The 17,330-nt window shown below is 48.0% G+C and carries 8 protein-coding genes; all 8 read left to right on the forward strand.

What is annotated here, in order from left to right; all coding sequences use genetic code 11:
- The first annotated feature begins 10 nt into the window (after nucleotides 1-10).
- The 8 genes from H6G07_RS19280 (at nucleotide 11) to H6G07_RS26520 (ending at nucleotide 17,322) form a co-directional block, all read left to right on the forward strand.
- Nucleotides 11-1,888: a type IV secretory system conjugative DNA transfer family protein gene (locus tag H6G07_RS19280; protein WP_073609765.1), complete on the forward strand. Its 1,878-nt coding sequence runs from the start codon at nucleotides 11-13 to the stop codon at nucleotides 1,886-1,888.
- On the forward strand, nucleotides 1,888-2,094 hold the full coding sequence (locus tag H6G07_RS19285; RefSeq protein WP_073609766.1) for a hypothetical protein: 207 nt from the start codon (nucleotides 1,888-1,890) through the stop codon (nucleotides 2,092-2,094). Before H6G07_RS19280 ends, H6G07_RS19285 begins: the two co-directional genes overlap by 1 nt.
- A gap of 1 nt (nucleotide 2,095) precedes the next feature.
- Nucleotides 2,096-3,091 carry a hypothetical protein gene (locus tag H6G07_RS19290; protein WP_073609767.1) on the forward strand — a complete coding sequence of 332 codons (996 nt, stop codon included), beginning with the start codon at nucleotides 2,096-2,098 and terminating at the stop codon, nucleotides 3,089-3,091.
- Nucleotides 3,092-3,546: 455 nt separating this feature from the next.
- Nucleotides 3,547-4,692, forward strand: coding sequence for an ATP-binding protein (locus tag H6G07_RS19295; protein WP_073609768.1), 1,146 nt, complete (start codon nucleotides 3,547-3,549; stop codon nucleotides 4,690-4,692).
- On the forward strand, nucleotides 4,689-6,254 hold the full coding sequence (locus tag H6G07_RS19300; protein ID WP_073609769.1) for a WD40 repeat domain-containing protein: 1,566 nt from the start codon (nucleotides 4,689-4,691) through the stop codon (nucleotides 6,252-6,254). Before H6G07_RS19295 ends, H6G07_RS19300 begins: the two co-directional genes overlap by 4 nt.
- 392 nt (nucleotides 6,255-6,646) lie before the next feature.
- Nucleotides 6,647-7,030 (forward strand): trypco2 family protein, encoded by a 384-nt coding sequence (locus tag H6G07_RS19305; RefSeq protein ID WP_073609770.1) that lies wholly within the window; start codon nucleotides 6,647-6,649, stop codon nucleotides 7,028-7,030.
- A gap of 35 nt (nucleotides 7,031-7,065) precedes the next feature.
- Nucleotides 7,066-14,376, forward strand: a complete 7,311-nt coding sequence (locus tag H6G07_RS19310; RefSeq protein WP_073609771.1) for a CHAT domain-containing protein — start codon at nucleotides 7,066-7,068, stop codon at nucleotides 14,374-14,376.
- A 513-nt stretch (nucleotides 14,377-14,889) separates the two neighbouring features.
- On the forward strand, nucleotides 14,890-17,322 hold the full coding sequence (locus H6G07_RS26520) for a glycoside hydrolase family 19 protein (RefSeq protein WP_073609772.1): 2,433 nt from the start codon (nucleotides 14,890-14,892) through the stop codon (nucleotides 17,320-17,322).
- Nucleotides 17,323-17,330 lie beyond the last annotated feature (8 nt).

Consider the following 17,330-nt stretch of genomic DNA (forward strand, 5'->3'; position numbering starts at 1 on the left):
GTAGCCCAGTATGGTTGACACCGAACAAGCGCTATTGGCACAGTCTCCCCCGGCCCGGTCAACGGCCCTAGAGTCGGTAGGGAATTCGATCACCCCGGCACTGAAGCCGCTGATGGGCAGCAATGGTGTCATTCTGGGTGCGATCGCGCTGGTGTTCATGGTCATGCAGATCATGAAGGGCCGAGGAACCAGCGGCAAGATTGCTAGGGGCAGCGTCAGCGGTGGCGCGGAAAAGGCGCGAGCGAGAAAGCGGGCGATCGCCCAGCTCAAGGCCAAGAAGCATAATTCTGTGGCCCTCTACATTGGCTCTCTGCGGCGCAACAAACAGGGTAAGCCTCGCAATGCCAAGGCCCTCTACCTGCCCGATGTGCAGCGGGGAGTGGCGATCGCGGGTGGCCCTGGCTCGGGTAAAACCTATTCGGCGATTAACCCGCTGATTCGCGCGGCGCTGGATGAGGGTATGCCCGCCCTGGTCTACGATTTCAAATATCCAGGGCAGGCTGAGTGCCTGGTGGCCTACGCGGCCCGCCGTGGCTATGACGTGCGCATCTTTGCGCCGGGCTACCCCGAGTCTGAGGTCTGCAACATCCTCGATTTCATGGCCGATGCCGACGATGCCCTGATGGCCCGGCAGATCGCGTCGGTGATGAACCGAAACTTTGCCCGCTCTAGCAATAGCTCCGAGGATAAGTTCTTCGCTGATGCCGGTGACCAGCTGACCCAGGCCATTCTTATGCTGGCCAAGGGCATGCCCAACCCCGACCTGATGACGGCCAGCGCTGTGCTGGGTCTTGATGCGCTGCCCGCCCGCATTATGGAAGGCAAGCGCTTGGGGGAATTGGGCAGTCTGCCCCAGGGTTGGCACATTTCCCACTGGGTGTATTACGCCTTTTCTCAACTCTTGCAGCTAAAAGACTCTGAAAAAACGGTGGCCGGGGTGATCGGCACCGCCAGCAAGGTGTTTTCTCGGTTCATGGCCCCCGAGCTGATCTCAACCTTTTGCGGTCAAACTACTCTGCCGATTGAGCTATCCGGTAAGCAGCTGGTGATTCTTGGGTTAGACCGGCGTAGACGTGAAGCCGTCGCGCCCCTGGTGGCTACGGTGCTGCACATGATGGTGACGATGAATGTCACTAAGAAACGGAGCGATCCGCTGCTGCTGGCCATTGATGAGTTGCCGACCCTTTACCTGCCCTATTTGACCCAGTGGCTCAACGAAAACCGTTCCGACGGCCTGTGTACGGTGATTGGCTTTCAAAACATCACCCAGCTAGAGGATGCCTACAAGCGAGAGCAGGCCAGGGCGATTCTGGGCGGTTGCGCCACCAAGGTGTTGTTCAATCCGCAAGATCCCGATAGCGCCCGGATGTTCTCGGATTATCTGGGCGAAGAGGAAGTGACGATCAAGCAAAAGTCGCGCAGCAGCGGCGGCAAAGGCGGAGCCTCACACTCGACCAGCGACCATTTGCAGAAACGTCCCATTGTCGAGTCTGCCCAGTTTAATCGGCTGCCGGTGGGGCGGTGTGTGCTGATTAGCCCTGGCTTTTGCCGCAAGGATGAGACCTCGATTCCCTTAATTTCGTCGATTAAGGTGCCCAAGGCCGACGTGCTTGATGACGACTGGAGCGTTAAGACCTGGCCCAAGGTGAAGGCGAAACTGGAGGCCCGTACCCCGCAGTCGCTGGGTGATAGCGATCGCGCTCGGCAGGAGATTGCGATTCGGATGGCGATCGCAGCGGAGCTGCTGCCGCTGCCGGTCGATGGTGAGGGCGCTGAAGCGTCAGGGGGGCGATTTAATGGTGGGGTGCCCTCCATTTTGCCGACGCCGAAGGTTGGAGCACGGGTGATCAACGCAGCGGCATTGATGGAATTTACGGAGGCATTCTAATGGCAGACCCCAGCTATCCCCCCAAGGGCATTGACCCCGAAATGGTGAAGACGGTGAACTGGCTTGCCGATATCATCACGGGCCGAGCCCCGCTGCCCGTGATCATGGATGCCGCTGCTGCTCAGGCCTCCTCAGATACCCCGGCGTCACAGGTCAAAGAGCCTGCACCCGAGACCACTATTCCAGACCCATGGGAGGACGGTTGATATGGCTGGACTGGAAGAAACGACGGGGGTGCGCGGGCACGACGGCGATAAGGCCGAGCACTCTATCCGTGACGTGATGAGTGGAATTTTGGCGGCTATTGCCTTGATTCAGGGGCGGCGTGTGGTGGTTCACGATTCCCCATCCTCGCCAGTGAAGAAGGGGGATGAGCCATCGCCGCTAGTGCCTGGGCTCGCGCTGGAGGGTGCCCCAGAGCGCCTGGGGCTACCGGCAGGGCCGATTCATGCTGAGCCGGGGAAGGTGCCCGAGGGCCTGGGGCCACACCCCCCGACCGATCTGGTGACTACCCCTGGACGATCTCCCAGAGTGCAAGGGGTAGTGCAGATTCAGGTGGGTGACTCGGTGCTGTCTACCACCGAGGGCACTATGGTTGTAGACCTAATGCAGCACGAGCAGGTAAATCCTGGGTTTATTGACGGGCTGAAAATGGCGGTGAAAGATCGCGAACTGCCTGCCGATGCACCAGCGGTTTCGGTATTTCAGGACGGCAAGCTGGAGTTTTACCGAGATAGTGAGCAGATGTTTGCTTCGGCCACCTTTCGGCAGGAGCACGATGCCTCGGTGATGGATGCCGATGTGGTTGAGTCTAAACCAGCTTTAGCTAAAGCTAGGTTGCCTTCGGCGGGAGGGGAGGCGGATGGTGGCCCTGCTGATGCGGTGGGTGGGCAGCAGATTGGGGTGGGGAGTTTGTTGTCTCGGGTGATGGATACCTGTTTTGACCCAGGGGGTGGCCCGGCCAAGTTAATTGGGGCTGACTATGAGGTTGAGCGCGGTGCAGATCGCTCGATCTCGCTGCGGGCGAAGGATGGCCGGGGGCAGATTTTTGCGGCGGATGCGGCGGGTGTGACGACGCAGAATGATTTGATGGGGCAGGATTATGAGCGGCTGCGGGTGATTGAGCAGATTGCAGTGCGGCGGGGGGTGAGTGCGATCGGGCCTGCAGTTGCGCCGCTCACGGGGGGGATTGAGCTGGATTAGCTAGCTATTGTGGTACCACGATAAAGAATTGCTGAAGTTATCTGCATAACACCCTGTAGGAAGTCTATTATGCAGAGCAAGAGCGGTATAGCACCCCGAGGCAGGGTAGTTATCAAGAAGTAGATCTGTATCAAACCTATTGTTGGGAGATAGCCCGATCAAAAACTGTATAACAACCTAAATCGGGGTATTATACCGATATTTTTCAGCCTAGCACCCCTAAGGGGGTGATATTCAACAGACTAAATCGGAATTAAAAAACAGCCAATTCTTTACCTGAAATCGAATGTTCCTACAGTTACTGCGTGCATTTACATGTAGAGCGATTTATTACTGATAAGGTCTAACTTAGGATCTGCTAATCATTCTGCCTACGGTGCTAGGCTTAATCAAAAGCCATCAGTCAGGCTAAACAGTAGTTATGTGCCCCTCCACAGTCAATAAATACATCATCCATGAACAATTACTCAATCATCATGCTCGGCCCTAGTGGCTCAGGGAAGACTGTATTCCTATCTAGTTTGTATAAGAAGCTTTCAACACAGAGTGATTTAGGATTTTTCCTTCAGGTCGATACTGCTGAAAAGCGTAAGCGACTAAATAATATTTATACGCAAATTGCTGCCGACGAGAAATGGCCTTCTGGTACGAGATACAGCGAAGTTTCAGAATGGACATTTACTTGCCGAGTTCAAAATCCAAGCGATTTGTCAATTTATGATGCCTGTTCATTTACATACCTTGACTATGCCGGGGGAAGAATTACTGAAGAAGCCGATGAGGAAGATGGAAGTTTAGATTTTAGCGATAGATTTAAGGCAGCGGATGCTCTGCTGGGATTATTAGACGGCCAAAAGCTGTGTGCATTAATGAAAAAAGAAAAACTAGGTACAGTTTGGGCAGTTAACGACTTACGTAATATGATCGATGTAATGCAAGGGTCTCGTAGGCCTGTTCACTTTGTCATTAGCAAGTGGGATATTGTTGAGCAGAGCTACACACTAGAGCAAATTAGAGATCAATTGCTTGAAATTGATGAATTTAAGAACTTAGTCGGACTTAGAAACCACGCTGGTTCACCTGTCCGTCTTATTCCAGTCAGTGCAGTAGGCAAAGGCTTTGCGATTGCACAAGCTGATGGCAGCATGAAAAAGACAGGTGAATTACCTAAGCCATTTCAAGTTGAGGTTCCACTGGCTTGTATTCTGCCTGACATGATACAAGCGATGATAGAAGAGTTAGTGAAGAAGCGCGAATCTGAGCTAGAAACACCTATAGAGGTTAAACCTGATATAGGCTTTCTTGACTTCCTCGGCCAACTGTTTGCTGGAGGAGTAAAGGTAGTTCAAGATCTTCTGCCAAGGAAGTACCAATTTGCAGATGATGTTCTTAAAACTCTAATAGAGTGGGCAGAAACTCCTGCGCAACAAAAAGTTGCCTTTGCCGCAAGAAGAACTGAAGAGCTAAGACGAGAACAAGCGGACTCTTTAAAGAGAGTAGCAAATGAAGAATCCGCTCTAGCGCATTCTATAAATTGTTTTGTATCAATTCAAAATCAACTTGCTTATCGGTTTCCTGCTTCTGAGTTAAGAGTACTATGAGCGAAATTCAAGCTTGGCGATTTCTAGTTAGCCGAAATCAATTTCTGGACTACAGAACCGTAGTAGCTCCTGACTTTATGTGCCAAGTTAACATTGCTAGTCTTTTAGCAAAAACAGCAGAGGGTGATCCTATCGATGATAATCTGGCTTACTATCGAGAAATTTATGGATCAAAATGTGGAGATTTAACCATTATTTATCGGGTTCATGAGGCTCAAGCTAAGGAAATTAACGATGGTGCAGAAGGAATCCTCAAAGATTCTTTCGGCAGGGAAATCTACCTCATAGAAGGAGTTGTTTTAAGAGGCATTCAAGCTTCTCTTGCCATAATGCTTGAATGCCTAGACTTTAATCATCAGCAACTTATTGAAGATTACCGTAATTTTTGGGAATGGGTTGCACCTCAATCGGCAATACCATCCGAAGTAAAAATACTCGCTCTTACAAATGGTACAGCGCTTGAGAAAATTAATTTGCCGCCCTATTCTCTTGGCAATAAGGGAGCTACTAGAAATATATCAGTAAAGGATAATTATAAAGAATTAGATGGACTTGATGAATTCACGCATAATCTGCGTAAGCCACAATCAATTGATTTTTACGAAGAAATATATCAATGCTATTTTTTAAATGATGAGGAGATTCTGGTTTATCTCGGAGCAAGCCCAGTAGTCCCTCAAAATCGTAAAGTTGTGCTTTTTAATATCCAGACGGAGAATAGCCAGAATTTAATCGAGGGTGAACTTTTTACGCGCTCTATAGAAAATATCCACTTATCTTTTGATAGAAATACTCTAATCAGTTCAAATAGGAGATTCCTAGGCAAGGATGAAAGCTCACAGCATTTAGGGCCAGGGGCTTCTTTCCTTCCTTATTTTCTCAAAGCCTATATTTTCTCAAGTAAGAGGGAGGTCGTAATCTATGAAGGTGGTGGTGACATAATTGCTATTTCTAAGGATGGCAAGTGGGTAATTAATGCTTCTAGTAATCATTTAAATCCTGAACTTTTTGATATTAAAGGAGGTGGAAAGAAAATACTAGTGGGGGGACATAAGCATAAAATCACTTATGTGGCCTCAAGTTCTTATAATAATGTGTTTGCAAGTGGTGACGAGAGCGGTTTTATTCGTCTATGGAGTTGTGACTCTTTTGACTCTATCGGAGGATTAGAGGTGTTCGATGACTCTATAGATGCTATTGCATTTTCTCCTCGTACTAGATTGCTCGTTTGTAGTGGAGATAAAGGAGAAATAAGAACAGTTGATTATAGAGATACCGTCGGTGCTAAGAACTCTCGAGAAAGAATCGGTACACATATAGGAACAAAAGGAAAAAAAACGAAAGTAAATGCTCTGTGCTTTAGCAGTGATGGCAAAATATTTGCTAGTGCAGGTGATGATGGATCGATAAGAATTTGGGATATTAGTAAAGGCCAAACTCAAGATGGCCAGCTATTATCTGGTCATTACAGACCCGTAACGTCGGTCAGCTTTAGCCCTAACGGAAGATTTCTTGCTAGTGGTAGCAAGGACTATACTGTAAAAATATGGCAACTTATTTAGGTCAGCAGTTCGGGCAGCTTTTTACTCGAGCGCTAAAGCCCTTAGTTGCTCCTTGGCTTGAATATCCAGAAAGGAGGATGAAACCCTTATTCTTTTGTTAGTCATCAAAAACTGTTCGGAGTACTTGGTAGAGATATACAGCTTTTCTTTCTCACGTGAGGCACATTAAAAGACCTGAAACCCTCTTGCTATAGGGTAATCTCAGATCTTGATTTGTACTTCACCTGACATGAAATCGTTGTAGATACCTCAAAAAACATAAATCTTATCGAGAATGAGGGCAAGATTTCAAAGGTTCTGGGCTCTGAAAAATCCCAATAAGGCGATTAATTGAGGTGCCCACATTTTGATCGCGATTAGAGAGTTAAAGGTTCAAGCGGAGCTTCAATAGTATGCTGGATGAAAAGTCAATTGGTTTAGCAGAGTTAGTTGAGCAGATTAAGCAAGAACTACTTTCTACTGCCCCGGGGCAAACTAATGATGCCCCTATTCTATTTGTCAACTCGGTTGAATTGGAACTCCAAGTAGTTGTTAAGCGCGGGGGTGCAGGTGGAGTCAAAGTAAACGTCATCCCGGTAGGCGGGGTTGAAATAGGCGGTACTATTAGTCGTGACGACGTTCATAAAGTGAAAGTGACACTATCACCTCTCTTTGATAAAGAGAAATTGATGGAGTTTTATGGAACGTTGCATTCGGACAAAGTTCCTTCGAGTATAAAACGAAGCTTAGATGCTCTTTTAAAGGGTAACGAGGAAGAACCACCGAGTGTTATTTAATTTTCTCCTTTGACTGACTTCATATTGACTTGTGTATGGAATTATTAAATGTTTATCTATCTGCTATCGATGAAGTCAAATTCAAAGTAATCGTACAATCCAATGTGGTAGGGGATGCTGAAGCTGATTCAAAATTACCTTTCTTCGAGACCTCTAATCAGTGGCGAACTACTTTAATTAAAGCGTTAGAGGTCAATGATTTTAGAGCTTCTGTTTTTCCAGAAAAAGCAGAGCAGGAGTGGATGGCACAACAAGGGTGGTTAAATAGCGATCGCCAAAGCTTTCATCCCGCTATGCTTGCTCGAATTGGACAGTCAATATACGATATGCTATTTCCACTGGGAGAAGTACGGGATGCGCTTCAGCGTGCAATCTCTCATGCGGAAATTAAAGAGACCCAACTTCATGTTCAACTCAAATTCAGTGCAGATGTTACAAAGCGTAGTCGTCTCCCTGATTATCCGTGGGAATTAGTGCATGATGGGCAAAAATTTCTAGTTCACCATCAACTCAGGTTTTCGCGTTATGTTGCTCATCTAGCAACTGTCCCTCAATTACAACCTGTCCAACAACTTAAAGTCCTTTTGGTATCCTCAGGGGCTTCAGATGAAAGTAACGGATTACCGCCTCTCTCTAAGAAAGAACAAAAGGCCATTCTGAAAGGTTTGGAAAAAGCTCAGGAAGAGAAACATATTCAGGTTGACATTCTGGAAGCTGCTTCTCTCAATCAACTCCGCGCCTACTTGACTGAACATCAGCCGCATGTTTTCCATTTTGATGGACACGGGTTTTTTGGTAAGCGTTGCAATAAGGATTTCTGTCGCACTGCTCATAAGGATCTGAGTGCAAGGCAGTGCAAATCTTGTGGAGCAGATTTACCTGAACCACAAGGATACCTTCTGTTCGAGACCGAAGAAGATGAAGCTGATTATGTCAGCGCTATTGAACTGGGTGAGTTACTTCAAAAGGCTGGCTTTGGAGATCATTTGAACCGCCAGGGGGGCGTTGCTGTTGCAGTGTTAAGTGCTTGTAAGTCTGGTATGGCGCTAGGCGGGGATTCTGTGTTTAACGGTTTAGCTCAACGCTTGATCAGCCATCGCCTACCCGCAGTCGTTGCAATGCAGTATAGCGTCCGAGTCAATAGTGCAACCCAGTTTGCTGAACAGTTTTATCGTTCTCTTGGTCGTAAAAATGCCCTGGCAACTGCTGTTAGCCAAGGACAAGAAGCAATGGGAGCAGAAGGAAATCAATGGTATCGCCCAATATTATATTTGCGCTGGCCGGATCACGAAGGTGGGCAACTGTTCTCTCTAAATGAGAGTAATTCAAATAATTCACAACTTCTTCTGACATCTCCTGAGCCATATTTAGAATGGTTGATTCGTCACCATAACCGGTTGGAATTACGAGGTGTACGCGAGATACAAGGTTATCCAACCGTACCATTAGAAAAAGTCTATGTTGCCCTTAAAGGAGATCGAACTACTTCTACTGAACGCCTGAATGCTTATGAAGCCTTGAAAAGGGAAGAACAGTACCTGTTCAGCATCTTGCCTCAAATAGATGAAGAATTCACTGCTCAAGAAATAGAAGAAGAATTAGGGTTTATCAGAAGACATATTCTGGTTGGACATCCCCTCATGCCTTCGCTTATGGAGCGAGATCGTTCATCTTCCGATTTCGGATTTAAATCTAAAGTAATTACGTTAGGTGAAGCATTTCAGCATGAGAGATGGCTAGTTATTTTAGGTGATCCTGGAAGTGGTAAGACAACGCTTGCTCGGTGGCTAACAGTCAAGCTTGCCCAAGCGATGTTGACTAAAGCGAACAATGTCATCGTTTCTTTGGGAGAGGTTGATCCAGAAATTAAAGAAAGTAGCAAAACCGTAAACTTAGGTCTTAGCCGTTTACCTGTTTTACTCCGTGTATCAGACTATGCTGAGGCTTATGAAAAAGAGCCTTTGATGCTGATTGATTATTTGGGATACCATCCTTGGTTTGGCCAGTTTCCCAGCCATACCGGTGAAATGCTAGAACCACAGAGTCTAAATGCTCTCATCAAAAGCCATCTCCGCAGAGGAGAATCCGTAATTATCTTAGATGGTCTAGATGAAATTACAGGTTCAACCACACGAGAAGACATTGTCCGTGAGATTGAGACCTTTATTGAAGACTGGATTAACGGCAAAGGACAAACCAAAAGTCAGCAGTTGAATAATTACTGGTGGGATCTGCTTGACTTTGGAACTCCTGTTTCAACTGGTGGCAACCAGATCATAATCACCAGCCGCATTGTTGGTTACCATGCCTCTCCACTGAGAGGAAATTTGACCCACGTTACGATCGAGCCAATGCGTCGGGTTGCCGTGGAACATTTTTGTGACACGTGGACACTGGCTATCTATCAACAAATCAGACCGAATGATCCATCTGAGGTGACTGAGGGAATTGCAGCTAATGAGTCGCAAGCATTGAAGTCAGCGATTTACGATCCGGAGCGTCCACGTATTCGAGAACTAGCAAGCAACCCGCTATTGGTTACGATTCTGGGATTAGTTTTCCATTCACGAGGGAGCCTGCCTCAACACCGGGCTGAGCTTTATCAGCTTGCAATGGAGATCCTAATTGAAGATTGGAGGAAGACAGGATTAAATGCAGAAGAATTAATCATGGTGCTATCTCCGTTAGCAGCCCACATTCACCAGAACTATCCAACTGGGTTAATTGAGCACAGGGAATTGAAAGAACTCGTCGCTAAGTATTTACAAGGGGCACCGAGTTTTCGATTGCAAAATCAAATCATGCATGAGAAAGTAGAGAATTTCCTGCGAATTGTTCGGGAAGATGTCGGTCTTCTTGCAGCGCGTGGGGAATTTCTCTATGGATTTTTGCATTTAACATTCCAAGAATATTTAGCCGCTCTTTATCTAGTCCGATCTAAAGAAAATGCAGGCGAAGAGATTATAGCTCGGTTAGGTGATCCACGTTGGCGAGAACCCATCTTGCTGGCGCTAGGGCACGTCAGCTCTGCTTGGGGACCTGTAGCCTACGAAACCGTGCTGAGATCGCTTCTAGATGCTGATGATCCTTTGGAGGATCTGTTGCCACGAACGTCATTGCTAATTGTCGCAGCAATGGATGAAATGGTGACAGTCTCAGAATCTATTGTTCGAGAGGTTGCACAGAAGTTATTGTCTACCTATGCAAATCGCAACAGACTAATACGGTTTGAAAGCCTAAAAAAGCAAATTGAAAATGCCTTCTCTCAACTTTATTCACAGAGAAATTTAAATACAATTGAAAGATGGCTCTGTGAAGTCTTAAGAAATTCATCACAGTTGAATCTTGATCTTGTTTTTGCTGCTGCATCTTTGATCCGACAACAGAAATGGTTTACGCCAGCTATTGCTCAAGCCCTTCTAGAAGCTTTGCCCTATGACAATGGGGCATGGAATTACCCCATCAATCAATGCATTCAGGATATCATCACCCCACAACCTGAGCGTAAAGAACCAACTCCGCCTAAGCTGCCTACTGAAGAAGAATGGGAAGAACTAAAAACAAGCAATATTACTAAATATCAAGAGCTGCGAACAAATGTTTCAATTGCCCAAGCTGCTTATCAAGAACAAAAAGATAGATACGACAGATTGGTAGGACAGTGGGCTATTGATCTTCCTATTGATCACCTTCCTTTTAGAAGGGCTTTACAACAAAATCCACTACTGGTTGAGCGTATTAAATCTACCCCAACCTGGTTACGTTTAATTGTTGCTCTTTATGGTGGATATTATAACTATAAGGCCCCTGAAACTTTACGTGAGTATCGTGATATTGTGTTGTTCCTGCTAAAGCCGGACAAACTACGTCAGGACGAAATCGCACGCAATCGTGAATACTATATTGGAGACTTTGGGGCAGATGATCCTGTCTATAATGCTGCTGTATATCTTGATGTTGGAATGGGTGGCAAGCTCGAAAGAGTAAAAATATCCCCTGAGTTTAAAGTTGAAGCTATTTATCGTGACTCACCATTAACTAACCGAATTCTTTCAGCTATCCGAAAAGGTGAGTCTGCCGAATCTCTGATTCCCCATCTCAGAAATCTTTGGAAGAATTCCAAGCATTTAGAGCAACAAGCTGATGCATTTATTGCTCTAGCTGCACTGGGAGAGAATTTTATTTCAGTACTAGGAGATGCCTCAGCAGTCAGCGGCAATCAGAAAGTCCTTAAATTGATCTTTGATGAACTTTCGCGACTAAAAGAATTCCTCAAAGATCCGATCACTCGTGCATTACAAGTTGAAGTTGAATTGCCAGAGCCATTAACTCATCCTGAAAAAATTAAAACAAAAGATGGTCAAGATTATTTGACCATTACTAAGCGGGGTCAAGTAATTCTCTCTATAGAAAGCCTTGCCCAAACTCTACAAGATCTACATTGGAAAGATTTGCTATCTGTACTAGCAAATCTTACGTTGGTTTATAGCAATAAGCCTTTAGAATACATCACTTGGGATGAGCACCTATCATCTCTCCCAAGAGCTTATGTCAATGCAGAGTATTGGATCTGCCGATTCCTAGGAGAAGGTGGTGGAGGGGACGATTTTATCTATAAATGTGCTCTTGCTTTAGATAAAATGGCTGCTTCACCAGCAGATCTCATTATTCATTCTCTAGCCCTACTTTACCAAACTCAGAACTTGACTTGGAGTGAATACATTACAAGCTGGTTTGTAGAACGATTACCGCCTCGTTTTACCCCGCGCTCCGATATCCCCCTTGAAGTGATCGATGCTATTGAGAATATTAATACAGAAAAACTCCGTCCAGACCTGCGTGAAGCACTACGCTCAGTTTTTCTAGATGCTATGGTTCCTTTGGTGAAAACAAATTTTGACCTACTTCCAGAAACTTTAACTCTCAATTTATTGAATACGGTGAGTGGCGAGTCTGTCATCCACTCTCTAGCACCCCAGATACGTAACAGCTATGATAAAGCGGCTCGTATCCTGGAAATGATTAACCAAGTGGAAGATCCCTACTTTCGTTCAAGAGCTTTACTCAGGTTGGCTCGGTATCTTCCTTTCCGTTTTAATCATTTATTTAATCAATCACTAGAAGTTGCACGGACTATTGACGATCCTCATCTGCGTTGTCGAGTATTTGAGTACCTTCTGCCAAGCATACCTGTGTCAAGCTATGAGCAGATCTTACAAGAAACCTTGCTAAGTGCCCGCATTATTGCAGATCCTGATGATAAAGCGAGGGCACTGGCAAGGTTGTCGAGGTTTTGCTTAGAAGGACAAGAGAAGAGTCTGTTGCAGGATGCGCTATTAGCAGCGTCAAATATTACCAATGAATATCAGAAGGCAGAAACCCTACAAGGGTTGTATCAATCCCTAATTTCTTATCCTGACTTACTAGCACAGTTCCGTGTCATTGCCGGACAGATTTCTGATTTTTGGAGCCGAGCAAAAGCACTAGGTTTACGCAGCCCTCAACTTCTTCAACTCCACTCCAAACTGCAAGAAACATTGGGTGGCAGCGTAGATTTATGGTCTCCACTTGTGTTAGGGACAATTGTCAACGATCTGCTAACCTACTTTAATGAAGCAACCAACCTACTAGATGGTCAGTGGCTAGCATTAGCTAATAGTCCTGAGCAAGGCAAAATCCGAAGCGTATACGAAGCAGGCATTGAGTGCGGGTTAACCCTAACCTATACAGCTGTTAGGGCTTTAGATCAGTTACTCAATAGTGGCAACGAAGAAATTGTTCGTCAATTCCTGCCCTTATTACAAGACCCTACACAAGATGCATTACCAACAATAGAAACCTGGCTGAATCATTGGGATGAGAATATTGCTAATCATGCTGCTCTGTTTCTTTCAGAGAATGAAAGACGGCTAACCCCCCAAACAATTGATGGTTTAATCGCGTTACTAAATAGCAGAGAAGATCGATCTCGTACTCGTGCTTCTCTAGTACTCACAGGTGAAATCACGACCGTCAAACGAGAAATGAGATTTTTCCGAACTTCTGAACTTGACTTCTATGTTCTAGATGCTCTTGGGCAGGCAAAAAGCGATTATAAAAATGAATCCCCATTTGTCCATGGAATCATTTATTCAGCTCAGTATGATCTTATTCACGATAATCCAAATTATATTGAGAAATGGGCTAAAACACTCCAATCTAATGAAGGTAATGTGAGCGCTGCTTCAGAAAACTTGATGGGTATTGCTGAACTTACTTCAGAAACCTGGCCAACTTTCCGACAAGCTTTTGAAAATGGAAATAAGCAAGCTCAGAAGTCTATGACTTTTGCGCTCTGCTGGTTAGCCTTGGAAAATAACACGCAGAGCTATACAGAGGATCCAGGTTCTTGGCTGAAGACACTAAATCTGGATGGGTTAGAAGATGTTTGTGCTTTGCCAAGGGTACCTTGTCCTATCATTCAAGCAGCAATCAGTGCACTTCATCAAAAACATAATAACCCAGAGATAGATTTGATGGAAGCTGCTGAAAAAGAACTCAATGCCCATAAAATTGTTGCTGCAAAGGCATTGGCTGTAGAAGCAGATATGGTTAGGGATATGCTTGGGGAAATTGCGGCTTCTGTCACCTATTGGGTGGGTACGGGGAGTATTTTTAAGGATGCCTCAGAAAAGTATGAAGTTCTTATTGAGGATGAGCCAGAAATTTTTAGTTTTTTAGTTAGCTGGTTGACTAAAACCTTATCTACAAATGTTTGTAATGATGGCTATTTTTGGAAGCATACATTACTTTTAGCTGATGTCGCTGTTTATGCTGAGCGTTCTCCAGCGACCTTTGCTAACCTTGCTGGTGACTTTAACTTAGAGCCACTGCTTGCAGAAGCTGTCAAAAAGCATAACTCGACTCCTGGTCGGGTCGCGGCTATTCAGTTAATAAGCCACTTAAATAGGATCTCAGCCGATACCCTTGATGCGTTGCAGCAGGCTTTATTAGATCATCAATATGTACGAGAGGCTGCAATGGAAACACTCACCCGTTTACAACGGATTGAGGGTGAAGTTGTTGATAGTCTAATCAAGCGGCTTTACGACCAAAGCGCTACAGTAGCCTATACGTCTGCGAGAGTTCTCTCGTTGTTGGGCAGAAGCGACAAGACAAAGCCTCAGCAACGCCACCGTATTTTGACAGCACTTGCTGATGCAGTTAGGTCATCGCAATCTCAACGGGGGATATATACAGTATCAGGGACAGGTGCTGATCAAGACTCTTATCTCCGATTGTTTTATCAAGGTCGCCTAGATCAAGTATTTTTTCAGGCTGTGTTAGAAGTATCAGGATCTTTGTAGCAGATGGTTGTGTGAATTTTGAATTCAGGGATATCTGTGAAGTGACACATCAGGCTATTAAACAAATCGTTGCAGCGGCAGAATAAGGATGTTTAGTTAGAAATGAAAGGTTATCTACCGCCGCTGCACTCAACCGTTGGACCGTTTGAGCAGGCTCAAAAGGGATGGGCCCTTAGTGGTGCAGAAAACTTTTTTGAGTCTCATGATGGATGACCTGAACAGCCAAAACAGTGGCTGAAACCCATTGCCCTCGTTTGTTTGACCAATAAACCTCAAGGTGGTCGTCTCGGTGAGAATCTTTGATTTATAAGGGTTTCAGGAGTTTTCTGCACCACTAAGGGGATGGGCCAGGGTTTTCTATGGTCGTTTTGCCGTCATGCCTATGCCTAGGGAAATCCAGCCTGTGATTTTTTAGCGCAAAATTATCAGTTCTTCATCCCCCGCATATCGCAAGCAATATAGCAGCCATATTGCCCCATTACCGTTCAGGCATCAGCGCTCCGCGTATCCTGAATGCTTGCAAAAATTAGCCTGGCCGCCACCCAAGAAGCAGCGACCCTCAGATCGCTGCTTCTCGCCCTGCTGGCTGCCCTTGCCCTCACTGGCCTGCTAGCCGTCGCTCAGCTCAACCCCGCGCTCGCCCAATCCGCTGCCCCTGTCACCTACCAAAACTTCCTCACCACCACCTTTCGCGACCTGGGCCTCGCTACCACCCCAGGGCAAATCGCTGGTCTCCCCCCTGAACTGTCGAGCCAAACCGGGTTCGATACCGCCCGCAGCTGGCAGCCCGGCGCAGCTTTCACCGACATTCTTCGCCTCGGCGACTTGGGCAGCAGCTTTTTACCCCAGGCCCTCACCCTCGCCGAGATTGCCCAAGCCTCTGGCGTAGACACCGGCAATGTTTCCCTGTCTCAGTTGCACACCCTATTGCAGCGGCAGACCCTCGGCAGCCTGGCTAACCTGGCCGGTGTGCAACACCTCGCCCTTCAAGACGTGCCAGCCTTGCAGGGGGCCTTCAACGCCGCCGTGCGCCCCGAGCTGCTGACGCTAGCTGAGCGAACCGGAGACTTGCCTGCCGGGGCCATCAACCCAGAGCAATTTGTGCAGCAGGCTCTCAACCAATTCGGCGTCACCCCCATTACCGACCTGATTTCCTCCCCAGATCACCTCCTAGGCGGTGCCAACCTGGGAGAGATTCAATTTACCGGGCCAGCCCTCGACCAGCTAGAGGCCTTTACCGTCGGCGACATTCCAGGGCTAGATCAAATTGAGATCGCCGACCTCGGCGGCTGGCAAGAGCTAGCCATCAGCGACATCCCAGGGCTGGACCAAGTCCCCTTGGGAGCCTTCCCCGGCCTGCTGTCGGGGCTAGTCAACGGGTTTGGCGGCACCCACGATGTTACCTACGGCGACCAAGAGCACACCCAAACCCCCACCCAATTCTCAATCACTGGCTCTGACGTGGAAGGGTGGGAGGTGCAATGTGCCCAGGCACGGGGCTGCGCCCACCTGGAGCTAGCAGGACCAGGTAAGATGCACGGTGCCCAGTGGATTGCCGGGGGCACCGGGCCAGGCCAGCAGATGGTGCGCGGCGGCAGCGGCATTCTCGCCGCCGTCAATGGCGGTATGGAACCTACTGGGCGAGTGCCCTTTGGGGCCGTGTTCAAAGTCGTGCTGTCTGACACCACCGAGTCCGAGGGGACGGGGCAATTTTCGCTATACACCCGCTTTTGCAGCAATTCATTCTTTGCCCCCCTGGGCTGTACCCCCTACTTTATTGGGCCTATCCCCATCTGGAGCACAACGGAAAAGGGCTTTGTTCTGACTGGCCCCTTAGACGGCAGCGGCGGGGCTTCGGGTGGCCTAGACGTCCCGCCAGAGCTTCAGCGCTACGTCAGCCAAGACCTGGGTGGTTCCTACTATGGCTCCGGTGGCTCTCCCGTGCAGATGGATGAGCCATGTCTGGATAGCTTGATCGGTGCCCTGCGCCATTCCAGTGAAGCTGCAGGAGCCCGAGAGCACATACCTCGCATCATCGCCGCCGCTAACGAGGCCGGAGTCACCGACAAAGCTCAGCTGGCCTACATCCTCGGCACCGTTTCCACTGAGTTAGAGGGGCGTTGGAGCCCAATCAGTGAGCAGGGGGTAGGCTGTGGCACCTATGGCAGCGGCTGCTACTACGGTAGGGGCTATGTGCAGCTTACCTGGGAGGCCAACTACCGCAAGATGGGCCAGGTGTTAGGCATCGACCTGCTCAACAATCCTGACTTGGCCAACGACCCCGACACTGCCGCCAAAATTACCGTCATTGGTATGCGCGACGGCCTATTTACCGGAGTGGGCCTCGACACCTACATCGGCAATGGCAAGGCTGACTTTCGTAATGCCCGCCGCATCGTCAACGATGCCGACAAGATGGACTACACCGCCCAGCAGTCCCAACGCTTCTACGAGGCGCTGCAATCGTGCTCGACCCTCGAAACCCAGGCGGGCGGTGGCGGCGATCTCAACGCCAAGATCATGGCCGGGGTGAGGGCCGTGCAGGCTGAAAACTTTAGCGCCTCTCGCATACCGGGCACCAACCAGGGCCGATTGGGCTGTGCGGGCATGGTCAACTACGTGCTGCACAAGGCTGGCATTCAGACCCTGGGTGGTGGCCCCCCCTACGGCAACCTAGCGGTGCGCGGCGTCGAAAGTGCCATCAAAGGCGGACGCGGCATTAGCGTCAACGCCAACGAAGCCCAGCCGGGTGACCTCAATGTCGTCGATATGGGGGCCGGACGACAACACATCGGCGTCTGTATGAATGCGGGATGCACCCAGGTGGTGTCCAACAGTTCATCCAAGGCAGCCAGGGGCGAGGCCTCGTTTATCTGGGTGTCCGACGGCTATTTCTCGCCTTCCTACGGCGGTGGGCGACGGGCGATCTATCGAGTAACCAATTAATGAGGCTG

Source organism: Phormidium tenue FACHB-1052 (assembly GCF_014696675.1).
GTDB lineage: Bacteria > Cyanobacteriota > Cyanobacteriia > Phormidesmidales > Phormidesmidaceae > Nodosilinea > Nodosilinea tenuis_A.